Here is a 25,460-nt window from a genome sequence, read left to right as displayed (position 1 = left end):
TATTTGTACCATATACCGATAAAAACCGCAATAGAATTATAAAAATTTACATATGATTGTGTAAATTTCGTTTTAATAAACGTGAAAGATCCTATATTTAATTAAACTAGAATATTAAATAAAGATTAATTTAACTTATCGTTGAGCTGAAATAAGCTAACCTGTATGTTTCACTATACCAAGGTTAAAACAGACAATTAGTGACTTTTTATTAAGAATAAAAGGGAGAAAAATTGGCATGAAATGAACTCTCATGCCGATAATTAAAACAAGAAATTATTATAATTATTATTGTCGTCGCTAAACAAACTATTAATAAAAATTAATCAATCTGAGCAATCTTACAGTCAGCGTTAATATACTCACCTTCTTTGATTGCTTGTTTTAAAGTTCCTGAACGATGAGCAATAACGGTTACTTCCATTTTCATTGCTTCCATTATAGCAATAACTTCGCCTTCATTAACAATTTGCCCATCCTCAACGACCCATTTAAATAAGTTTCCTGAAACAGGTGATACCACAATAATACCGTTATACTTTACATCTAAATGCTCAGAACTGGCAATAGTTGAATTAGTTTGAAATGATAAGCCTGTTAGCAATTTTGATGGTAACCCCAGTTTACAGCGTTTGCCATCAATTTCTATAAAGGTATGCGTTATACTTTCTTCATTTTGCGGGATTTGTCTTTTAGCCGGTTGAATTTCATTATTAAACTCAGTTTCAATCCAACGAGTGTGTACATTAAATTGTTGGCAAAAATCTGGATGTTCAATGACCGCTTGATGAAAAGGTAACACTGAAGCCACTCCTTCTATGTTAAACTCAGTCAAAGCTCGACGTGCTCGTGCAATTGCTTGCTTACGATCATTCCCAGTAATAATAAGTTTAGCCATTAAAGAGTCGAAAGTAGCAGGAATCGTTGAACCTGTTTTAACACCACTATCTAAACGTACTCCAGGACCAGATGGCGGTTCAAATAGGCTTATCATACCTGAAGTAGGTAAAAAACCGTTACCCGCATCTTCAGCATTTATTCGGAATTCAATTGCGTGTGACCGGGGCTTCGGTGTTTGATCTATACTCAGCGGTAAACCTTGTGCGATGCGTAGTTGCTCAACAACGAGATCAACACCTGTCGTTTCTTCAGTTACAGGGTGTTCAACTTGTAAGCGCGTATTTACTTCTAAAAATGATAATTTACCTGACTGGCTTAATAAAAATTCGACAGTACCCGCTCCGACATAATTAGCTTTGACACAAATGTCTTTCGAAGCTTTAATAATTTGTTGCTCAAGTTGTTCAGAAATAAAAGGTGCAGGAGACTCTTCAATAAGTTTTTGATTACGTCTTTGCAATGAACAATCTCGTGTACCAACGACAACAACATTACCAAATGTATCAGCAAGTATCTGAGCTTCGATATGTCGAGGGTGATATAGAAATTGTTCTAAAAAGCACTCTCCTCGGCCAAATGCGGCTGTCGCTTCACGTACCGCTGAGTGGTAAAGCTCTTCAACTTCTTCAATTTGCCATGCAACTTTTAACCCGCGACCACCACCGCCAAAAGCAGCTTTGATCGCAATAGGTAATCCATACTCTTGAGCAAACGCCAATACTTCTTTTACATCTTTAACTGGTTGCTTGGTGCCAGAAACTAACGGAGCACCAACAGATAGGGCTATCTGCCTTGCCTGAACTTTATCACCGAGCATTTCAATTGTTTCAGGATTTGGCCCAATCCATATTAATCCAGCTGCTTGTACCGCTTTGGCAAATTCGGCTCGTTCGGATAAAAAACCATATCCGGGATGCACCATAGTTGCACCGGATTTTTTAGCGATAGTAATTATTTTTTCAATGTTTAAATAACTTTCACTGGGTAAAGTCCCGGATAAACCATAAGCTTCATCTGCCATTTGGACATGTAATGAATCTATATCACTATCAGCATAAATAGCAATCGACTTAAAGCCCAAATCTCGACAGGCACGAATAATACGAGTCGCGATTTCACCACGATTAGCAATTAACACTTTATGTGTGATTTTTTTGTAATCAGACATGATCAGAACAACTCCCAATAAATTCTTTAAACATTCCAATAGGATTAAATTTTATTTTAGCATTAACAGGAATTTGACCTGCTAAGTCTAAATGATAATTACAAACTGCACCAATGACGGGATAACCTCCTGTCAATGGATGATCATTCAAAAATAGAACTGGCTGGCCATTAGCTGGAATCTGAATTGCGCCAATACAAGTCCCTTCGCTTGGTAATTCTTGCTGGATTTTACGACTCAATGGCTCTTCACCTAATAATCGTAGCCCAATACGATTAGATGCCGGCGTAACATGCCATAGCTGTGAACAAAGCTTTGTTATCGCCTGTTGAGTAAACCAGTCAGTACGAGGGCCTAATACAATATCTAATTCAACCACATCATCTGAAGTAGGATAATTAACTAAAGGTAATTGAGTTAATGATACAGCATTTAATCGTTTTTTGTGTCTAAGTGCTAAATATTGATTATTTTTCAGTGGTGAAGGTCCCACTTGTGCCAACGTGTCATATGAACAACTGGTTAGAACGGGGGCTATTTCAAATCCACCACGTACAGCAAAATAACTACGGACGCCACATTGACAATTTCCTAGCTCAATAATATCCCCTTTTTCTAATTGAATCGGCTCATACATTCTTGAGTGATATTTTTCTTGCTTAGCAGTAGTAATCGTAATGTCACATGTAGCACCTGTTACAGCAACTAGCATGGCGCTGTTTATCTGTGCCTTAAATCCACCTTGAGTGATTTCTAAAGCCGGGGTGTTGATTGAATTACCGACTACACGATTCACGCTATGTAGCGCACTTTTATCCATAGCTCCGGACTCGGAAATGCCTAATGCTGCTTGACCAATTCGACCATCATCTTGCCATAGTGTTTGTAAGCCAGTCTGTAGAATTTTAATATCGTGTTGTTGATGATCGGTTTCTTCAACTTTTTTAGATATCGGTAATGAGTATATTTTCCCAGATTTACTGGCATCAATAAAATTAACTCGACTACCGGGCTTTAGTAATGCAGGTTCTTTTCGATGTAGATCCCATACCGCAACATGAGTAATTCCAATTAATTGCCACCCACCAGGACTAGTCTTTGGATAAATACTGCTAAATTCTCCCGCTAAGGCTACCGAACCAGCCGGAATGCGGATACGTGGCGATTGGCGACGTGGCACATTAAGATTAGCGCCTTTTGATACCATATAAGCAAAACCAGGCGCAAAGCCACAAAAAGCGACTTGATATTCGTGCTCAGTGTGTCGCTCAATAACTTCACTAATCGTGATACCTAAATAATTAGCAACGTCCGCTAAATCCTCGCCTTGATATTGTACAGGTATAGTAATTAACTCACCTGAAGGCATGACTCCCGCTGAAATATCAAGTGTTGCAACATGTTTGGCAATTGTAGAGGCATTAGTAAGAACAGGATTGAAACGAATCAATATCGTTCTCGCTGCTGGCACAATTTCTTCGATATGCCATTGTTTGAACATATTATGCAATAGATCAGTTAACGCCATTGTTTGTTCAAGGCTATTTAGTTCTACCATTAGTGCATCTAAATTAACCGGTAAAAAACGCATCATACACTCCTAGTGCCTAAAACTGAAAATCCATCAATAATTAAAAGCCAAAATATATAAGGTCGCAGTTTAGATACCTTAAGGAATCTAACCATAAATAATCTAAACAAACGAAGAAACAGTTATACCATTTTGTTGAAATTTATCACGAACACTTTGCGCTATCGCTAACGCAGCAGGACTATCGCCATGAACACAAATTGAACTGGCATCAATCGAAACAAATTTTCCCTCAATTGACATCAAACCACCTTCGTTCACCAATTGTAACATACGTTCGGCTACTAATTGAGGATCATGCAACACAGCGCCTTTTTCATGGCGAGAAACTAAAGTTCCATTAGCATGATATGCACGATCAGCAAACGCTTCGGCTACAACATTTAAACCATTTTCCTTTGCCCAATTAATAAGGGGAGATCCAGCCAAAGCCACCAGAACAAGATTAGCATCAAGTGAACAAATAGCATCAATGACAGCCATTGCCTGACGCTTATCATGCGCCATAGTATTATACAATGCCCCATGGGGTTTTACGTAGTCAACGCTGGCACCAATTGAAGTTGCTAATCCTTTGAGCGCACCAATTTGATAAATCACATCAGCGGTTAATTCGTCTGATGCGAGATCCATATTACGCCGACCAAACCCGACTAAATCAGGATAAGCGACATGTGCACCGATCTTAACATTATTGGCTTTAGCAGCTTTAAGCGTCTTTAAAATTCCTTCCGGGGATCCTGCATGAAAACCACATGCTACATTGGCACTACTGACAATTTTGAGTATCGCTTCATCATTACCCATTTTCCATTGACCAAAACTCTCACCAAGATCACTATTTAAATCTATCAATTTATTAACTGGCATGCTGATCCTTTATTTTAAATAATTAAAGATAGTTACAACTGACATTGCGCCCATATACCAAGTCATAATACAAACAATTAAACCAGACCATATTAACCATCTAGGATAATGATAGCCAGACATAAGATCGGATCGCTTCCAACCTATATAAATAAATATTGTTAAGCCTAGTGGTAAGACTAAACCATTAAAACCACCGGCAAAAACCAATAATGCAACAGGTGCAGTGCCCATTATTAAATAGACAGCCAAAGAGCTGATAATAAATGCAATGGTAGCCATTTGACGTTGTTTTTTCGTAATGTTACGTTTAAACGGTGTGATAAACGTCATTGAAGTATAAGCTGCTCCAATAATACTGGTTAATGCTGCAGCCCATAGTATTAAGCCAAAAATACGCAAACCAAGCTCACCTAAAGCAGCTTGAAAAGCCTGCGATGCAGGATTGGCAGCGTAACTTGAAATATCGATTGTCACCCCACTTGCCACAACGCCTAAAATTGCTAAAAACAAAATGTAACGCATAATGCCAACAACAATTATACCTCGGGTTGCCGCCGTCGATACTGGCTTAATATTATGCACACCACCCATATTTTTATCCAACAAACGATGTGCGCCGGCATAAGAAATATAACCCCCGACAGTACCACCTACAATGGTTGTAATCGATGCAAAATCAATATTACTAGGAAAGACTGTTTGCGTTAAAGCTTGCCCGATTGGCGGATGCGCTGCAAAGAGCACAAATAATGTTAAGCCAATCATTAATAATCCTAAACCTATCATTAATCGATCAATAAAATGACTGGCCTTACTTGATGAAAAGATATAAACAGCCAATAAAGCACTTATTGCCCCACCCCATTTAGGATCAAGACCCACCAGTGCATTTAAGCCAAGACCTGCTCCAGCGATGTTACCAATATTAAAAACCAAGCCACCAAATATCACCAACACAGCCAATAGGTAACCACTACCGGGAATTGTCGCGTTAGCAATATCTGAAGAGTACATTTTAGTTAACGATACCACTCGCCAAATATTTTGTTGCACAACAAAATCAATAATAATTGATGCCAAAATTCCGAATCCAAAAGCACTACCTAATGTTACGGTAAAAGTGGCGGTTTGCGTGATAAAACCAGGGCCTATTGCCGAGGTTGCCATTAAAAAAATAGCACTGATTAAAGAAGCCCGACGATTTTTTACAAAAGCGGCTGCACTATGGCTATTTTGATTTTCCATATGCCTGTTCCTTCTATAGTTGCTTTGCTTGTTAACAAATAATTGCAATTTCCATACCATAGTTATCGCCAATAACTATGAAAATGGTTAACAATGAGTATTGATATAAATTATTAACCACATTGAAGGAATTAACAGCATTTATTAGCTAAAAAACATTCCAAACACTCAATGAAAGCCTACAAAACAGTTTAATTGTAGCCCTGAAAAGCGGCAATAAATATCATTATTTAAATTTTGGTGCAATATTGCTTGTAGAAAGTGCAAAGTAATTTTTTATAACTTTACTCATCCGAAAAGTTATTATAGAAACTTCCCTCAAAAAAACCAGTTTCGAATGTTCATATATTGAAAATTAATAGACAAAATTAATTCAACTATCATTTTTATAATCAATATTTAGAAAGGCTTACACACACACCTAAAATACTAGAAAGAGACATGATGTGAAATTAATGCAAAAACTCATCTCATTTCATCTAAGTGTTTCCAGGAGACCTCGAAAATAATGGTCGTTTTTATAATCAAAATTTTATACACTCAAAAAGTTGTATTAATGACTATTTATATATCTATAAGAACTAAACAAAAATTATAATTAAGGAATATGGGAAATGAAGCATTATTTAGAGTTTAAAGATACCTTGTCGAATAAATTTTGGTATATCACCCAACAAAACGAATCACTAACCATAGTATTCGGCAAGATAGGGACAAAAGGACAAACACAAGTTAAAACGTTTTCTTCGCCTGCCGATGCGGAAAAAGAAGCCAACAAACTGATAAAATCGAAAATCAAAAAGGGCTATGAGGAAAAAGCGATCCCACCAACGCTTGAACAATCAACCTGCACAGAAAAAACAATCATCAAAATGGCCGACGCCCCAAAACCGAAATACCACCCAAAACCCATTCCACCCAAAGATGTGATTGATGATGGTGAAAAAAAACCGTGGAGGAATCTTGTAGCATTTGATTTTGAAGAGTTACGTAAGGTTCCGCCTAAAGAAGTTGTTCCAGTTAAACAACCACCAAAACAAAGTAATACTTCAATTAAAAAAGAGACTTTAACCAAAACACCACAAGAACAAGAATTTGATAATTTAAAAATATTGTTACGAAGTTATATAAAGCAAGGTGTGCAGTTCGATATTGAAGCGACATTTGAACAATTAAAAGCATTAAGCCCCAGCAATAATGAATTTCAAATTTTCATCAAAGATATGCTTCAAATGATATTTTCAAAATTTATGAAGAAAATATCACCTATTCACTTTGATTGCATTCCTTATCTTTTGAGAATCAGAGATCCAGAAATTCTCTTCCAAGAAATCTTTGCGCAAGGTGTGATGAAATATATTTATGACCGTTATCAGACTCATTCCGAATCAATCCATCAGCTGGCTGAACAATATCTTACCGATTATCCGGTACAAATGGTGGATAAAATAGTTAACGGATTACAGCACATTTTTGATACTACCCAAACAGAAGACGAAAAAAATACTCCAGCTGACAAGTTACCTGAAAATGTTTGTGGCTTTAATATTACCTTTGATTATAAAAAGCTGGAAATATATGCTTTATTCAATGAGCGAAGTTACCAATGCTATTATTCAGAAAATCTAAATGAGCTAGAATATGATGGGACTAGTTATGGCGTTGAGATAAATAATCAATATTTTGTTCCATTACTTACCGAAAAACTCCAGAAAATGCTGGATGATGGTTTTTTTGGTGATATGACTAATAAATATTTCAAAATTGCCCTTTTCCAAACAGATAATATTCTTATTGAAATACCACTAGAGCAAACCTACCGACAAACAAAGGTATTTGAGCTTGAAAGCGACCTAAAATATCTCGAGCAATCAGAAGAATATCATGCAGATTTGCTAACTGACACGGTTGACGAATATTTTGCCTATAATGGCATTATTGATAATTATGATACCGATAGAATTTTAGCATTACTAAAAAAATATCTTTATTCAGGTGAAAAAGAGGCTGAATCGGAAGGATGTTCCCTTTTAAATAGATATAGCTATTTTGATTATGAATGGCGTTTAGTTTATTTACAGTTTGAATGGGAAAATTTTAATTATAAATATGCTTATAGCGGTGTTGAATGCTTAGCTGAAAGATATGAACCAGCAATTATACAAAAACAAGAGTGGGATAAGCTGGGCATTATTGATAGCAAGCCAGAAAAAAAAGACGATTCACGTTATCAATCAGCAACCGAACGTTTTTATGATACTTTTACTGAAACTGATGTATTTTGTGAAACTGATACTATTATCGCCAGAGCCATGCCAACGGGCGGTGATATTTACTTACGCTTCAAACAAGAAAGTGAACAGGCATATTCCGATGCGCTTGATTATTTAAATGGTTTAATGGCAAAAGGTTATTCAAATATATTCGAGGGGCATTGGCTTCATATTTATTTTGTTGCCAAGCCTGAGTACTATTCTGAATTTGCTAAATACATTGAAGACTATGAAGACTATGAAGACTTTGAAGACTTTGAAGACTTTGAAGAATATAAGCTAGGGAGGGGGATAGCTTGTTGTTCACATGTCTTTTTCCGCAAAGCAGCGATGTATGAAAGTTTACATGATAAAATAAGAGAGTTTGTTGACTTAACCATGTATAAATTTGATTATAGTTTTGATTTACAAGATGAAGATAATTCTGTCGCAGGTACATTCGCTGCCATTGCTTTGGCAATGACGGATGTAAAACATATGGATATGGCAATAAAATTTGCAAATGAAACCGATGGTGACCATGAACATTTGGCATGTAATTTTGGTATTGTTCTTGAAAAATATTGGGGTATTACGCCCGAAACAGCGGTTGCGATTGCGCTATTGCAATTAACTCAAAGTCAACATATGTCTGAATTATCCAGTCAATTTTATAAAATTCCGCAAAATTTAGCTAGTTTTACGGATTATTACAGTATGAACGAGCCAAAAAATCCATATTGTAAATTGACTGATTTAGTAGAATATCTTTTTGGTGAACCTCGTTATAGTCTTAAAAAGTTAAAAAAATTATTTAATAATGCGACTGATCCGCAAGAGAAATTGATTTATGCTGATTTTTATAATTTAGTTTTAGAAGCTCTTAAGAAAGAAGGAGAAGGTAGCGGCCAACCAATTATCTATAATCTCCCTCCTAAATATGAAAACGATTCCAAACCGTTAATCATCGATGAGCAAGATTTTATCGAAAATCCACCTTGTGTCATTACGCCATTGGAAGCTGAAAAGCGTGGGTTTAATGTTAGAGAATTGGAAACTTATGATTCCTCATGGAGAGCAGTTATTTTTGCGCCATTAACGATAACGAATCCCTATATTTTCGATGCTATTATCCAATATTGTAGGGTGCAAAATGACATAGGTACTCGCTCTGTTATCCTTTGGGGCGCTGAAAAAGCTTACTGTTTTGGTAAAAGGGTCGTGATTGATTTTAGTGGCACACCTTATCAAGTGGGTATGGGAATTTATGGAACAAATCAAGCTCAGCTAATTTATGGAGTAATGGATTTTGCAAAGATTGCTGTTGCAATGAATAGACAAGCCCCCGATACGGAAAAATTATTCGCACTGCGAAAACAACACTATTACTTCGACAGTCCCAAAGGAAGCCCAAACATTGATAAATCCAAGCCCGGTATGATGTATTTGGATGAAGCTATAGCCGCCGGGGTTTTTAATGATAATAATTATAGGGCAATCAAGCAACTTGAAAAAATTACGCCGGATATGGGCGAAGTGTATGATGCCTCACTACTGATTATGGCATATATACAGCAGAAAAAACTAGATTATGCCATGGAGATATTGCAAAGAATCGATACTACTGAACTACAACAAGTGTACCAAACAGCACAAAAACGCCTGCCACAATATCAAGAATACTGGCAGGAAAAGTTAGCCAAATTATAATTATTAAAAAGGCTTACTAATTGGGGCTTAAGCCCCAATTAACAGGATAAATTCAAATTATTCTAATAAATATAAAAAAGATAAGTATTAGGAAAACATAACACAATGAAAAAGTATTTAGAATATAGCGATCTACAGTCAAACAAATTTTGGTATATCACCCAACAAGCCGAATCGCTAACAATCGTATTTGGTAAGGTAGGGACAAAAGGACAAACACAAGTTAAAACGTTTTCTTCGCCTGCCGATGCGGAAAAAGAAGCCAACAAACTGATCAAATCGAAAATCAAAAAGGGCTATGAGGAAAAAGCAATCCCACCAACGCTTGAACAATCAACCAGCACAGAAAAAACAATCATCAAAATGCCTGATGCCCCAAAACCGAAATATCACCCAAAACCGATTCCTCCCAAAGATGTGATTGATGATGGTAAAGAAAAACCGTGGTTTAATCTTCAAGGATTGTCATATGGAGGTCGATCTAATCCATTTGGTTTTGAAGAGTTACGTAAGATGTCGTCTGAAAAAGTTACTCCTATTCAGCCACAACCAAAAGAAATTAATGCCTCGATTAAAAAAGAGACAGCCATCAAAACACCACAAGAACAAAAATTTGATAATTTAAAATTATTGTTACGAGGTTATATAAAGCAAGGTGAGCAGTTTGATATCGAAGCGACGTTTGAACAATTAAAAGCATTAAGCCCAAGCAATAATGAATTTCAAATTTTTATTAAAGAGATGCTTCTGCTCATTTTTTCAAAATTTATCAAGAATATTTCGCCTATTCACTTTGATTGCATTACGTATTTCTTGAGAATCAAAGATCCAAAAATTACTTTCAGCGGGCTCTTTGCCGAAGGAGTAATGAAATATATTTATAGCCACTACAAGACTCGCTCTGAATCAATCCATAGTCTGGCGGAACAATATCTTACCGATTATTCGGTACAAATGGTAAATAAAATAGTTAACGCATTACAATGCATTGTGAATACTATCCGAGCAGGTGGCGAAGATAATATCCCAGCTTACAAATTACCGAATCAAATTAATGGTTTTTATATTACTTTTGATTATAAAAATCGGGGAATGGATAAATTTCTAGAAATAAATTCTTTAACATATAAATGCAATCAAAAAACATATTATTCAGAAAATATAAATGAGCTTGAATATGATCCGGAAAGTTATTGTGATCAAATAAATAATCAATATTTTTTTCCACTACTTGCCGAAAAACTCCAAAAAATGCTAAACGATGGTTTTTTTGATGGTATTACTGATAATTATTTTAACATTGTAGTTTGTCAAATAAACAATATTATTATTGAAACACCACTTGAACCAAACTATCGACAAACAAGGTTATATGAGCTTGAAAGAGACCTAAAATATCTGGAGCAATCAGATGAATATGATGCAGATTTGTTAACTAATACTGTTGATAAATATTTTGCTTTTGATGGTATTGTAAGAACACATGATACCGATAGAATTTTAGTGTTACTAAAAAAATATCTTTATTCGGGTGAAAAAGAGGCTGAATCGAAAGGACGTTCTCTGTTAAGGAAATACGAAGATTTTGATTATAACAAATGGCGTTTAGTTGATTTACAGTTTGAATGGGCAAATTTTGAATTTAAATATGCTGATATCTATATTAAAGACTTAGTTGATAAAGGATATGAGCCAGCAATTATTCAAAAACAAGCGTGGGAACAGCAGCTCATTAATGATTGCAAGCCAGAAAAAAAAGACGATTTAAGTAATCAATCAGAAACGGAGCGTTTTTATCATACTTTTTCTGAAAATGATATATTTTGTGAAACTGACACTATTATCGCCAGAGCCATGCCAACGGACGGTGAAATTTATTTACGCTTTAAACAAGAAAGCGAGCAGGCATATTCAGATGCACTTGATTATTTAAATGGCTTAATGAAAAAAGGTTATTCAAAAATATTTAAAGGGTATTGGCTTAGGATTTATTTTATTGCTAAACCAGAATACTATCCTGAATTAGCCAAGATTATTGAAGAATTTGAAACATTAGCCAGTGATTCACATGCCTTTTTCCGCAAAGCAGCGATGTACGAAAGTTTACATGATAAAATACGAGAATTTATTGAATTAACAATGGAGGTATCTCATTGTTGTTTAGATCTCCAAGATGAAGATAATTCTGTCGCTGGGACATTTGCTGCTATTGCCTTGGCAATGACGGATGTGAAACATATGGATATGGCAATTAAATTTGCGCTTGAGACCGACGATGAACACGATTTTTTTGCAAGTTATTTTGGCGGTGTTCTTGAAAAATATTGGGGTATTACGCCTGAAACAGCAGTTGCGATTGCATTATTGCAGTTAAGTCAACAAGATCCCCCTGATTTATCCAGTCAATTTTATAAAATACCGCAAAATCTTGCTGAGCTAGCTGATTATTTTAATAGCTGCGATTTCCCTTTTAAAAATCGCAAAATTATTACCTTGGTAGAATGTCTTTGGGGAGATGGCAAATATAGCTTGAAGAAGTTAAAAAATTTGTTCAATCGTGCTACTGATCCTTTAGCAAAAGAGATTTATGCTGATTTTCATAATTTAGTTTTAGACGCTCTTGAGGAAGAAAGAGAAGGTAGTGGTCAACCAATTATCTATAATCTCCCACCTAAATATGAAAGCGAATCTGAACCGTTAACAATAGTTGACCAAGATTTTATTGAAAATCCAGCATGTGTTATTACACCATTGCAAGCTAAAAAACGCGGGTTTGATGTTAGAGAATTGGAAACTTGTGATTCCTCATGGATAGCCGTTATTTTTGCCCCATTAACGATAACTAATCCCTATATTTTCGACGCTATTATCCAATATTATAAGGTGCGAAATGACATAGGTGCCCGCTCTGTTATCATTTGGGGCGCTGAAAAAGCTTACTGTTTTGGTAAAAGGGTCGTGATTGATTTTAGTGGCACCCCCTATCAAGTGGGTATGGGAATTTATGGTAAAAACCAAGCTCAGCTAATTTATGGTGTAATGGATTTTGCCAAGATTGCTGTTGCAATGAACAAACAAGCGCCCGATAAAGAGAAGTTATACGCACTAAGAAAACAACACTATTACTTCGATAGTCCCAAAGGAAGCCCAAACATTGATAAATCCAAGCCCGGTATAATGTATTTGGATGAAGCTTTAGTCGCCGGAATTTTTAATGATAATAATTATCGGGCAATCAAACAGCTTGAAAAAATCACCTCGGATATGGGCGAAGTCTATGATGCCTCACTGCTGTTTATGGCATATATGCAGCAGAAAAAACTAGATTATGCATTGGAGAGACTGGAAAGAAAACTCGATACTACTGAACTAAAAAAGGTATACCAAACAGCACAAAAACGCCTGCCACAATATCAAGAATACTGGCAGGAAAAGTTAGCAAAATTATAAAAAATAAAATCATAAAAAGGGGCTTATGCCCCAAAACAATAGGATAAATTTAATTTATTCTGATAAATATAATAAATAAGATAAATATAAGGAAAACATAAAACGATGAAAAAGTATCTAGAATATAGCGATTTACAGTCAAACAAATTTTGGTATATCACCCAACAAAACGAATCACTAACCATAGTATTCGGCAAGATAGGGACAAAAGGACAAACACAAGTTAAAACGTTTTCTTCGCCTGCCGATGCGGAAAAAGAAGCCAACAAACTGATCAAATCGAAAATCAAAAAGAGATATGAGGAAAAAGCAATCCCACCAACGCTTGAACAATCAACCTGCACAGAAAAAACAATCATCAAAATGCCCGACGCCCCAAAACCGAAATATCACCCAAAACCCACACCACCCAAAGATGTGATTGATGACGGTAAAGAAAAACCATGGTTTGATCTTGATGAATGGGCAGATGAAGGTAAACCTAACCCATTTGATTTTGATGAGTTACGTAAAGTTCCGCCTAAAAAAGTTGCTCCAGTTAAACAACCACCAAAACAAAGTAATGCCCCGATAAAAAAAGAGACAGTCACCAAAACACCACAAGAACAAGAATTTGATAATTTAAAAGTTTTATTACGGAAATATATAAAGCAAGGTGAGCAGTTCGATATCGAAGCGACGTTTGAACAATTAAAAGTGTTGAGTCCAAGTACTAAGGTATTTCAAACGTTAGTTAAAGATACTCTTGAAGTTATTTTTTCAAAATTCATCAACATAATATCCCCAATGCATTTTGATTGTATAACCTATCTTCTAACAATCAAAGATCCCAATATTGTAGTGAAAGAATTTTATGCTCAAGGAGCATTAAAATATATTTATGACAATTATCAAACCCGTCCCGATTCAATTCATCGCCTGGCTGAAGAATATCTTAACGATTATCCAGTACAAATGGCAGACAAAATAGCCAGCACGTTACAACACATTGTTGACACAATTCGAGCTGGTGGTGAAGATAATATTCCAGCTTTCAAATTACCGAATCATACTTATGGTTTTTATATTACCTTCGATGAAAGATATCTGAAAATACTCGCTTTAATTCGAGGCGAGAATCCAAAAAGTTATCAATCATTTGCTATTAGTGATATTGAGTATAATCAGCCTCAGTATAATGATCAGATAAATAATCAATATTTTACCCCACTACTTACCGAAAAACTCCAGAAAATGCTGGATAGTGGTTTTTTTGAAGGTATTACTGATCATTATTTTAGAATTGCTTTCTGCAATAAGGACAATATTTTTATCGAAACACCAATAGAACAAACCTACCGACAAACAAAGATACTTGAGCTTGAAAGAGACCTAAAATATCTCGAACAATCAGATGAATATGATGTAGAATTGCTAACTGACACTGTAGAAGAATATTTTGCTTATAATAGGATCATTGAGCAATACGATACCGATAGAATTTTAGCATTATTAAAAAAATATCTTTATTCGGGGAAAAAAGAGGCTGAATCGAAAGGGCGTTCTCTGTTATGGAAACACACCCATGTTGATTTTAGAAAATGGTGGTTAGTTTATTTACAGTTTGAATGGGAAAATTTTAGTTATAAATATGTTTATAACAGTGTTGAATGCTTAGTTGATAAAGGATATGAACCAGCAATTCTACAAAAACAAGCATGGGATAAGCTGGGCATTAGAGATAGCAAGCCAGGAAAAAAAGACGATTCAAACAATCAATCAGAAACCGAACGTTTTTATGATACTTTTACTGAAACTGATGTTTTTTGTGAAACTGACACCATTATCGCCAGAGCCATGCCAACGGACGGTAAAATTTACTTACGCTTTAAACAAGAAAGTGAACAGGCATATTCGGATGCGCTTGATTATTTAAATGGTCTAATGGCAAAAGGTTATTCAAATATATTCGAGGGGCATTGGCTTCATATTTATTTTGTTGCCAAGCCTGAATACTATTCTGAATTCGCTAAATACGTTGAAGAATATGAAGACTTTGAAGAATTAGAGCTAGGGGCAGGAGGAATAGCTTGTTGTTCACATGTCTTTTTCCGCAAAGCAGCCATGTACGAAAGTTTACATGATAAAATTCGAGAGTTTGTTGACTTAACCATGTATGAATCTGATTATAGTTTTGATTTACAAGATGAATATAATTCAGTCGCCGGGGCATTTGCTGCTATTGCCCTGGCAATGACGGATGTGAAACATATGGATTTGGCTATTAAATTTGCACTTGAAACCGATGGTGACCATGAATATTTGGCAGGTAATTTTGGTATTGTTCTTGAAAAATATTGGGGTATTACGCCCGAAACTGCGGTTGCGATTGCGTTATTGCAATTAACTCAAGGTCAACATATGTCTGAATTATCCAGTCAATTTTATAAAATTCCGCAAAATTTAGCTAGTTTGACGGATTATTACAGAAGTAATGAGCCAAAAAATCCATATTGTAAATTGACTGATTTAGTAAAATATCTTTTTGGTGAACCTAGTTATAGTCTTAAAAAGTTAAAAAAATTATTCAATAATGCGACTGATCCGCAAGAAAAGTTGATATATGCTGATTTCCATGATCTGGTTTGGGAAGCATTGAATGAAAAAAATAAAGCGGTGGGTAATAAAATTGAATTTACACCACCTAAACCAGAAAGCGATTCCGAACCGTTAATTATTAATGAGCAAGATTTTATCGAAAATCCACCTTGTATCATTACACCATTGCAAGCTAAAAAGCGCGGGTTTGATGTTAGAGAATTGGAAACTTATGATTCCCCATGGAGAGCAGTAATTTTTGCGCCATTAACGATAACCAATCCCTACATTTTCGACGCTATTATCCAATTTCATAAAGTGCAAAATAACATAGGTGTCCGCTCTGTTATCATTTGGGGCACTGAACAAGCGTACTGTTTTGGTAAAAGGGTCGTGATTGATTTTAGTGGCACCCCTTATCAAGTGGGTATGGGAATTTATGGTAAAAACCAAGCTCAGCTAATTTATGGTGTAATGGATTTTGCTAAGATTGCTGTTGCAATGAATAGACAAGCCCCCGATACGGAAAAATTATTCGCACTGCGAAAACAACACTATTACTTTGACAGTCCCAAAGGAAGCCCAAACATTGATAAATCCAAGCCCGGTATAATGCATTTGGATGGGGCTTTAGCCGCCGGGATTTATAAGGATGATAATTATCGGGCAATCAAGCAGCTTGAAAAAATCACCCCGGATATGGGCGAAGTGTATGATGCCTCACTACTGTTTAGGGCATACATGATGCAGAAAAAACTAGATTATGCCATGGGGAAACTGCACAAAAAACTCGATAATAGTGAACTAAAACAGGTGTACCAAACAGCACAAAAACGCCTGCCACAATATCAAGAATACTGGCAGGAAAAGTTAGCAAAATTATAAAAAATAAAATCATAAAAAGGGGCTTATGCCCCAAAACAATAGGATAAATTTAATTTATTCTGATAAATATAATAAATAAGATAAATATAAGGAAAACATAACACAATGAAAAAGTATCTAGAATATAGCGATCTACAGTCAAACAAATTTTGGTATATCACCCAACAAAACGAATCACTAACCATAGTATTCGGCAAGATAGGGACAAAAGGACAAACACAAGTTAAAACGTTTTCTTCGCCTGCCGATGCGGAAAAAGAAGCCAACAAACTGATCAAATCGAAAATCAAAAAGGGATATGAGGAAAAAGCAATCCCACCAACGCTTGAACAATCAACCTGCACCGAAAAAACAATCATCAAAATGCCCGACGCCCCAAAACCGAAATATCACCCAAAACCCACACCACCCAAAGATGTGATTGATGACGGTAAAGAAAAACCATGGTTTGATCTTGATGAATGGGCAGATGAAGGTAAACCTAACCCATTTGATTTTGATGAGTTACGTAAAGTTCCGCCTAAAAAAGTTGCTCCAGTTAAACAACCACCAAAACAAAGTAATGCCCCGATAAAAAAAGAGACAGTCACCAAAACACCACAAGAACAAGAATTTGATAACTTAAAAGTTTTGTTACGAAAATATATAAAGCAAGGTGAGCAGTTCGATATTCAAGCTAAATTCGAACAATTAAAAGCGTTAAGTCCAAACAATAAGGAATTTCAAATTTTCATCAAAGATATGCTTCAAATGATATTTTCAAAATTTATGAAGAAAATATCACCTATTCACTTTGATTGCATTCCTTATCTTTTGAGAATCAGAGATCCAGAAATTCTTTTCCAAGAAATCTTTGCGCAAGGTGTGATGAAATATATTTATGACCGTTATCAGACTCATGCCGAATCAATCCATCAGCTGGCTGAACAATATCTAACCGATTATCCAATACAAATGGTGGATAAAATAGTTAACGCATTACAGAGTATTTTTGATACTACCCAAACAGAAGATGAAAAAAATACTCCAGCTAACAAATTCCCTGAAAATGTTTGTGGCTTTAATATCACCTTTGATTATAAAACGCTGGAAATATATGCTTTATTCAATGAACGAAATTCCAAACGCTATTATTCAGAAAGTCTAAATGAGCTAGAATATGATGGGACTAGTTATGGCGTTGAGATAAATAATCAATACTTTGTTCCATTACTTACCGAAAAACTTCAAAAAATGCTGGATGATGGTTTTTTTGGTGGTATGACTGATAAATATTTCAGAATTGCCCTTTTCAAAAAAAATAATATTCTTATTGAAATACCACTAGAACAAACCAACCGACAAACAAAGATATTTGAGCTTGAAAGAGACCTAAAATATCTCGAGCAATCAGATGAATATTATGCAGATTTGCTAACTGACACGGTTGAGGAATATTTTGCCCTTAATGGCGTTATTGAGCAATACGATACCGATAGAATTTTAGCATTACTAAAAAAATATCTTTATTCAGGTGAGAAAGAGGCTGAATCGAAAGGACGTTCACTGTTAAGGAAATACGACGATTTTGATTATAACAAATGGCATTTAGTTGATTTACAGTTTGAATGGGCTAATTTTGATTATAGATATGCTTATAACAGTGTTGAATGCTTAGTTGATAAAGGATATGAACCAGCAATTCTACAAAAACAAGCGTGGGATAAACTGGGCATTATTGATAACAAGCCTGATAGCAAGCCAGAAAAAAAAGACGATCCAGACGATCAATCAGAAACCGAACGTTTTTATGATACTTTTACTGAAACTGATGTTTTTTGTGAAACTGAAACCATTATCGCCAGAGCCATGCCAACGGGTGGTGAAATTTACTTACGCTTTAAACAAGAAAGTGAACAGGCATATTCCGATGCACTTGATTATTTAAATAACTTAATGGCAAAAGGTTATTCAAATATATTTGAGGGGCATTGGCTTCATATTTATTTTGTTGCCAAACCTGAATACTATTCTGAATTCGCTAAATACGTTAAAAAATATGTACACTTTGAAGAATATGAACTAGGGATGGGGATAGCTTGTTGTTCACATGTTTTTTTCCGCAAAGCAGCGATGTACGAAAGTTTACATGATAAAATTCGAGAGTTTGTTGACTTAACTATGTATGAACTTGATTATAGTTTTGATTTACAAGATGAATATAGTTCAGTCGCCGGGGCATTTGCTGCTATTGCCCTGGCAATGACGGATGTGAAACATATGGATTTGGCTATTAAATTTGCACTTGAAATCGATGGTGACCATGAATATTTGGCAGGTAATTTTGGTATTGTTCTTGAAAAATATTGGGGTATTACGCCCGAAACAGCGGTTGCGATTGCGCTATTGCAATTAACTCAAGGTCAACATATGTCTGAATTATCCAGTCAATTTTATGAAATTCCGCAAAATTTAGCTAGTTTGACCGATTATTACAGTATGAACGAGCCAAAAAATCCATATTGTAAATTGACTTATTTAGTAAAATATCTTTTTGGTAAACCTAGTGATAGTCTTAAAAAGTTAAAAAAATTATTTAATAATGCGACTGATCCGCAAGAGAAATTGATTTATGCTGATTTTTATAATTTAGTTTTAGAAGCTCTTGAGGATGAAGATGAAGTTAGCGGTCAACCAATTATTTATAACATCTCACCTAAACCAGAAAGCGATGTCGAATCGCTAATCATTAATGAGCAAGATTTTATCGAAAATCCACCTTGTGTCATTACGCCATTGGAAGCTAAAAAACGCGGGTTTGATGTTGGTGAATTGGTAACGTATGATTCCTCATGGAGAGCAATTATTTTTGCGCCATTAACGATAACCAATCCCTACATTTTCGACGCTATTATCCAATTTTATAAAGTGCAAAATAACATAGGTGTCCGCTCTGTTATCATTTGGGGCACTGAACAAGCGTACTGTTTTGGTAAAAGGGTCGTGATTGATTTTAGTGGCACCCCTTATCAAGTGGGTATGGGAATTTATGGTAAAAACCAAGCTCAGCTAATTTATGGAGTAATGGATTTTGCAAAGATTGCTGTTGCAATGAACAAACAAGAGCCCGATAAAGAAAAATTATACGCACTGCGAAAACAATACTATTACTTCGACAGTCCCAAAGGAAGCCCAAACATTGATTACTCTAAGCCCGGTATAATGTATTTGGATGAGGCTTTAAGCGCCGGGATTTATAAGGATGATAATTATCGGGCAATCAAACAGCTTGAAAAAATCACCCCGGATATGGGCGAAGTGTATGATACCTCACTATTGTTTATGGCATATATACAGCAGAAAAAACTAGATTATGCCATGGAGAAACTGCAAAGAATCGATACTACTGAACTAAAACAGGTATACCAAACAGCACAAAAACGCCTGCCACAATATCAAGAATACTGGCAGGAAAAGTTAGCCAAATTATAATTAATAAAAGGCTTACTAATTGGGGCTTAAGCCCCAATAAACAGGATAAATTCAAATTATTCTGATAAATATAAAAAAGATAAGTATAAGGAAAACATAAAACAATGAATCAATATTTTGAATGCATTGATGAAGTGAATAATAAATTTTGGTATATCGATCAAAAAGACAATCTTTACACAGTGCTTTATGGTGAAATTGGAACCGAAGGACAAAAGCATACCAAGACCTTTGCTTCGCAGGAGGAAGCAGAAAAAGAAGCAATAAAAATAATAAAATCAAAAATTAAAAAGGGCTATCAAGAAAAAACCATACCAGCAACGCTATTGCCAGCGATTGCCCGATTAAGTCAAATTATCAAAATGCCCGATGCCCCAAAACCGAAATATCACCCCAAACCCACACCACCCAAAGATGTGATTGATGACGGTAAAGAAAAACCATGGTTTGACCTCGATGAATGGGCTGATGAAGGTGAACCGAATCCATTTGATTTTGGAGAGTTACGTAAAACAAACATTAGCAATACGTCTAATTCAACTAATAATCGAAATATTAATGAATTTAAAAATCTAAAAAATAAAGTACAAAAACATATAGAAGAAGGTAATCGCTTTGGTTATCAATTCGAAGTCGTTGCTACTTTAGACAGGCTTAAAGCGTTAAGTTCGTCGGAAAAAGAATTTCAAAATTTAATTAAAGAATTTCTTGAAATGATATTTTCTGATTCTGATTCTATTTGGCGGGTTTGCCCAATCCATTTAGAGCTATTAGCTTATCTTTTACCACTTAAAGAAGCAAATATTATGGTAAAAGGAAAAAATGCGCAAGGAGTTCTGAAATATCTTTTCTCTCATAATCCAAGCGATTTGAACATGATAAATATGTTGATTGAAGAGTATTTTAAAGGATTATGTGAAAATATTTCCGCTCAAATAATTCACTTTTTGAAAGAAATAGTGAATTGCATCCGCTCGGGAGGAAAAGGTAATATCCCCCCTTATAGACTTTCTAAAAAAAGCTATGGTTTCGGTATAAAAATAGAAAATTTCAGGGATAGTGGTATTTATAATTTAGTTCATAAGAACGATCCAACTTGCTATGCTCAATTCAGCTGTGATACACAAAATCATGAGTCGAAGTTAATTATAAAATATTTAACCCCTATACTTAAACATAAACTTGAAACTATGCTTAATGAAGGCTTTTTTGATGGATTAGCGACAAATTATTTTAAAATTACATTTATAGGCGAAATAGAGCCATTAATTGAAAAACGCATTAACGAAAGTTATCTCAAAGAGCAGTTAGAAAAAATAGATGAATATCTTCAACAACTCGAAAAATCCGATCTGTATGATGTGACGCTATTGTCTATATTATTGAGAAAATATTTAGATACTTCCTGCCTTATTCAAAAATCTTTTACCGATAGGATTCTAGCGTTATTAAAAAAATATCTTTATTCAGGCGATGAAGGTATAGAACACCATACGTGGTCTTTAATACCGACTTATGGATACTCTCAAACAGATTTTGCTAACGAGCTCAAACTCATTTCAGCTCAATATTTGTGGGAAAATTATCGATATGATTATGCTATAATGGAAATTAATGAGCTGGTTCAACGAGGATACCTTCCAGCAATTTATCAAAAAAGAGCATGGGAAAAAAAATTCATCACCGATGGATATAATAATTATAATTATGCTAATCAATCTGAAATAATGTATGATTATGAATCGTTGATAGAACAAGATATTTTTTGTGAAACGGATGCTATTATCGCTCGAGCCATGCCTGATGGTAATATCTATTTACGCTTTAAGTCAGAAAGTGAACAAGCATATTCAGAGGCACTTGATTATTTAAATAGCTTAATGGCAAAAGGCTATTCAAAAATATTTGAGGGTTATTGGCTAAGAATTTATTTCGTCGCAAAACCTCAATTCTACAGTGCATTTAACAATATTATTGAAGAATACCCAGCATTAGCCAGTGACTCTCATGCTTTTTTCCGCAAAGCAGCCATGTACGAAAGTTTACATGATAAAATACGAAAATTTGTTGAATTAACAATGGAGAAATTTCACCATTGTTTAGATCTCCAAGATGAAGATAATTCTGTCGCAGGCACATTCGCTGCCATTGCTTTGGCAATGACGGATGTGAAACATATGGATATGGCAATAAAATTTGCACTTGAGACCGATGATGAACACGAATTTTTGGCAAGTTATTTTGGCAAAATGTTGCAAAGACATTGGGGGATTACTCCAGAAACAGCGGTTGCGATTGCATTATTGCAATTGAGCTATCAAGAACAACCTAATTTATCCAGTCAATTTTATAAAATACCGCAAAATCTTGCGGCGCTGACTGATTATTTTAATAGTGATGATATCCCTCATAAAAGTCGTAAAATTATTACTCTCGCTTCGAGCCTTTTTGGTAACGAAAAATATAGCTTAAAAAAACTAAAAGAGTTGTTTAGTGATGCGACTGATCCATTGGCAAAAGAAATTTATGCTGATATTCATAATTTAGTTTTAGACGCTCTTAAGGAGGAAGGAGAAGCTAGCGGTCAGCCAATTATTTATAATATCTCACCTAAACCAAAAAGCGATTACGAACCGTTAATTATAAATGAGCAAGATTTTATCGAAAATCCAACTTGTATCATTACACCATTACAAGCTAAAAAACGCGGGTTTGATGTTGGTGAATTGCAAACTTATGATTCCCCATGGAGAGCAATTATTTTTGCACCATTAACGATAACGAATCCCTACATTTTCGACGCTATTATCCAATTTTATAAAGTGCAGAATAAAATTAATCCCGACTCTACTATTATTTGGGGTGCAGAACAGGCGTATTGCTTTGGAAAAAAAATCGTGATTGATTTCAGTGGCACCCCCTATCAAGTGGGTATGGGAATTTATGGTAAAAACCAAGCTCAGCTAATTTATGGTGTAATGGATTTTGCTAAGATTGCTGTTGCAATGAATAGACAATCCCCCGATACGGAAAAATTATTCGCACTGCGAAAACAACACTATTACTTCGATAGTCCTAAAGGAAGCCCAAACATTGATTACTCTAAGCCCGGTATAATGTATTTAGATGAGGCTTTAGGTGCCGGGATTTATAAGGATGATAATTATCAGGCAATCAAACAGCTTGAAAAAATTACGCCGGATATGGGTGAAGTCTATGATGCCTCACTACTGTTTAGGGCATACATGATGCAGAAAAAACAAGATTATGCCATGGAGACACTACAAAGAAAACTCGATACTACTGAACTAAAACAGGTGTACCAAACAGCACAAAAACGCCTGCCACAATATCAAGAATATTGGCAGGAAAAGTTAGCGGAATTATAAAAAATAAAATCATAAAAAGGGGCTTATGCCCCAAAGCATAAGTTTGATTTATTTTGATAAAGATAATTAATAAAATAAGTATTAGGAAAACATAACACAATGAAAAAGTATTTATAATATAGCGATTTACGTTAACCTTTAGCATTGCACCTTAGTGAATTATGCTACTATGTGCTCTTTTTGTCGGTATTGTTATGAATATCACTGTAGCCAGTTTCAAAAAATATTCGTAGTTGGCTATTCCTAATCATTAGGCGATATTTTTCCTTGTTCTTTATACCACATTTCAATAAACTCATCTTCATATTCCGATATTAGCAGATGCGCACTTGTAAAGACTAGTGAAGTCACTAAAAGTAATATAATTAAGAACATAACAACTGTGAGTATCGATAAAGGGCTATCGCTTATTTCTTTATGGGCATATCCCAGTAAGAAGAATAACAATGATAAAAATAAAACTAAACTCAACCAAGTTATTACTGGGTAACCACTTGGCCGTTTATCTCTTTCTGGAAAACGAGCCTCTTTATCCGACAACTGCATAATATGAATAGCACCATCACTTTTGGTTGCAATGATTTGGCCTTTTTGTCCTTGAGTGACCCCTTCTGCCGCAAATGCCAATGCGAGCCATCCATGATCATCTAATTTACCCAAATGATGATCAAGTTCATAAATTTTATTTGGATTAAGTTTTACTTTACTATCAGAATCCAACAATGCAGATTTAAAAATACTCAGTGCCGAAGCGGATAAATTTGTCCATCCTTGGTTCAGTTGTTTTTTTTCAACTTGCTCTGCTGCTAAAAAATAATCAAGATCATCACTAAGATTGGGTAAATTTGTATTAAGCACACGAAATAATTTTAATTTCAAATTAAAATATTTTAGTTTTTGTGTGTCATCAGAAAAAAGGATAGCACAGCAATATTCAGTGACAGGTAATTGCGTATTGATATCAAACAACATGTTAATCAATAAAATATTTTGAATGACCTTATCATCAATCCAGCTATTGATAATATCTGGCGTAGGTATTTCATTTGAAAAAATAATATCGTATCGTTTAATGTTTAGGTCATGTAATTGGCTGTAATTAATTAAAGCATCAATAATCTTTTCTTGTTCCTGATTAGTATTTAAAAGGATAGTAATGCTTGGAAAAAACTTCAATTTAGCTTTCATTGGTAGCAAAATCTTATCAAATAAAAAATATAATGCTGAACTGTCAATGGCTCTTATCGCTGAAATGGGCACTGCCTTCTCAGGATTCATGGGCGCTTGACCGTCAACACCCATAATTTTTGAAGCTACATTATCGATATCAGTAACATATGTAGAATCAATTAAATAAATCGATTTACGACACCACGCTTTCCAATTTAAGTGCATGGTTTTAATACAATAATTAAAGAATACTGCCTCAAATTTATTAAAAAAATAGAAACTATATACAAATCCCATTATAGATAAACTAAAAAACATTGGTACAATAGCGAAAAAAAACAGAATCATGTTTAGCTGTGAAACCATTTTATCATTATGAATCAATAAAATAAAAAAATCGAAAGAGCTGACACTAATAATACAAATTAATAAATAGATCCAAATGGAAAAATTAGTTGGTACTATTTTTTCTTGAATATCAGGAAGTTGCCATTTCATGATTCGCTACCCACGTTAGTTAATGTTGACATTAATATGCAACCGCACGCTGTGTGACAACCATTCACAGCAACAGCACGATTATGCATTATCCATGTTGGATGTCCCTCTATAATAGCATTTACGCCATGCCCTTTTTTGGGGCAAGACACAGTGTCACCAACTAAAGCAACGGGTTTACCGTCAAAATTAGCCCCTGATGCACTAATAACTATTCCACCATGTGAGTGCGGATCACCTAAACGTATAACCCCTTTCATGAATAAACGCTCCAGTTATAT

General features: G+C 35.0%; 11 protein-coding genes. 5 read left to right on the top strand and 6 right to left on the bottom strand.

The annotated features are described in order from the left end of the window. Positions 1-322 precede the first annotated feature (322 nt). From J3U37_RS03190 to J3U37_RS03175, 4 genes are all read right to left on the bottom strand, one after another. A complete protein-coding gene (locus tag J3U37_RS03190) occupies positions 323-2,068 on the bottom strand; it encodes an acetyl/propionyl/methylcrotonyl-CoA carboxylase subunit alpha (RefSeq protein ID WP_267373339.1) in 1,746 nt (581 codons plus the stop codon). Continuing rightward, positions 2,061-3,659: a 5-oxoprolinase/urea amidolyase family protein gene (locus tag J3U37_RS03185; RefSeq protein ID WP_416379980.1), complete on the bottom strand. Its 1,599-nt coding sequence runs from the start codon at positions 3,657-3,659 to the stop codon at positions 2,061-2,063. The genes J3U37_RS03190 and J3U37_RS03185 overlap by 8 nt, the downstream gene beginning before the upstream one ends. Before the next feature lie 102 nt (positions 3,660-3,761). Next, entirely contained in the window at positions 3,762-4,529 is a 768-nt protein-coding gene (locus J3U37_RS03180) for a LamB/YcsF family protein (protein WP_267373337.1), read from the bottom strand. A gap of 9 nt (positions 4,530-4,538) precedes the next feature. After that, complete coding sequence (locus J3U37_RS03175) at positions 4,539-5,777, bottom strand: NRAMP family divalent metal transporter (protein WP_267373336.1); 1,239 nt, start codon at positions 5,775-5,777, stop codon at positions 4,539-4,541. Between the two features lie 614 nt (positions 5,778-6,391). On the opposite strand from J3U37_RS03175, the gene J3U37_RS03170 reads away from it, so the two are divergent. The 5 genes from J3U37_RS03170 (at position 6,392) to J3U37_RS03150 (ending at position 23,511) form a co-directional block, all read left to right on the top strand. Beyond that, positions 6,392-9,739 (top strand): DUF6138 family protein, encoded by a 3,348-nt coding sequence (locus J3U37_RS03170; protein ID WP_267373335.1) that lies wholly within the window; start codon positions 6,392-6,394, stop codon positions 9,737-9,739. Between the two features lie 105 nt (positions 9,740-9,844). Then, positions 9,845-13,189, top strand: a complete 3,345-nt coding sequence (locus tag J3U37_RS03165) for a DUF6138 family protein (RefSeq protein ID WP_267373334.1) — start codon at positions 9,845-9,847, stop codon at positions 13,187-13,189. Positions 13,190-13,294: 105 nt separating this feature from the next. Next, positions 13,295-16,651 carry a DUF6138 family protein gene (locus J3U37_RS03160; protein WP_267373333.1) on the top strand — a complete coding sequence of 1,119 codons (3,357 nt, stop codon included), beginning with the start codon at positions 13,295-13,297 and terminating at the stop codon, positions 16,649-16,651. 105 nt (positions 16,652-16,756) lie between these two features. Next, a complete protein-coding gene (locus tag J3U37_RS03155) occupies positions 16,757-20,122 on the top strand; it encodes a DUF6138 family protein (protein ID WP_267373332.1) in 3,366 nt (1,121 codons plus the stop codon). A 104-nt stretch (positions 20,123-20,226) separates the two neighbouring features. Then, positions 20,227-23,511: a DUF6138 family protein gene (locus J3U37_RS03150; RefSeq protein ID WP_267373331.1), complete on the top strand. Its 3,285-nt coding sequence runs from the start codon at positions 20,227-20,229 to the stop codon at positions 23,509-23,511. A 243-nt stretch (positions 23,512-23,754) separates the two neighbouring features. Here the strand turns inward: J3U37_RS03150 and J3U37_RS03145 are convergent, their stop codons facing one another. Continuing rightward, positions 23,755-25,047 (bottom strand): hypothetical protein, encoded by a 1,293-nt coding sequence (locus J3U37_RS03145; protein WP_267373330.1) that lies wholly within the window; start codon positions 25,045-25,047, stop codon positions 23,755-23,757. 128 nt (positions 25,048-25,175) lie between these two features. Continuing rightward, the gene (locus J3U37_RS03140) at positions 25,176-25,439 is read right to left on the bottom strand and encodes a PAAR domain-containing protein (protein ID WP_267373329.1); all 264 of its coding nucleotides are present in this window, start codon (positions 25,437-25,439) and stop codon (positions 25,176-25,178) included. Positions 25,440-25,460: the final 21 nt, after the last annotated feature.

Source organism: Gilliamella sp. B3172 (genome assembly GCF_026536465.1).
GTDB lineage: Bacteria > Pseudomonadota > Gammaproteobacteria > Enterobacterales > Orbaceae > Gilliamella.
Note: the sequence above shows the minus strand (reverse complement) of the source record. Positions and strands in the feature narration are given on the sequence as shown.

Coding starts and splice junctions, on each gene's coding strand:
- J3U37_RS03180 (WP_267373337.1), bottom strand. CDS start 4,529: ATGCCAGTTAATAAATTGATAGATTTAAATAGTGATCTTGGTGAGAGT.
- J3U37_RS03170 (WP_267373335.1), top strand. CDS start 6,392: ATGAAGCATTATTTAGAGTTTAAAGATACCTTGTCGAATAAATTTTGG.
- J3U37_RS03165 (WP_267373334.1), top strand. CDS start 9,845: ATGAAAAAGTATTTAGAATATAGCGATCTACAGTCAAACAAATTTTGG.
- J3U37_RS03145 (WP_267373330.1), bottom strand. CDS start 25,047: ATGGTTTCACAGCTAAACATGATTCTGTTTTTTTTCGCTATTGTACCA.
- J3U37_RS03160 (WP_267373333.1), top strand. CDS start 13,295: ATGAAAAAGTATCTAGAATATAGCGATTTACAGTCAAACAAATTTTGG.
- J3U37_RS03185 (WP_416379980.1), bottom strand. CDS start 3,659: ATGCGTTTTTTACCGGTTAATTTAGATGCACTAATGGTAGAACTAAAT.
- J3U37_RS03190 (WP_267373339.1), bottom strand. CDS start 2,068: ATGTCTGATTACAAAAAAATCACACATAAAGTGTTAATTGCTAATCGT.
- J3U37_RS03140 (WP_267373329.1), bottom strand. CDS start 25,439: ATGAAAGGGGTTATACGTTTAGGTGATCCGCACTCACATGGTGGAATA.
- J3U37_RS03155 (WP_267373332.1), top strand. CDS start 16,757: ATGAAAAAGTATCTAGAATATAGCGATCTACAGTCAAACAAATTTTGG.
- J3U37_RS03175 (WP_267373336.1), bottom strand. CDS start 5,777: ATGGAAAATCAAAATAGCCATAGTGCAGCCGCTTTTGTAAAAAATCGT.
- J3U37_RS03150 (WP_267373331.1), top strand. CDS start 20,227: ATGAATCAATATTTTGAATGCATTGATGAAGTGAATAATAAATTTTGG.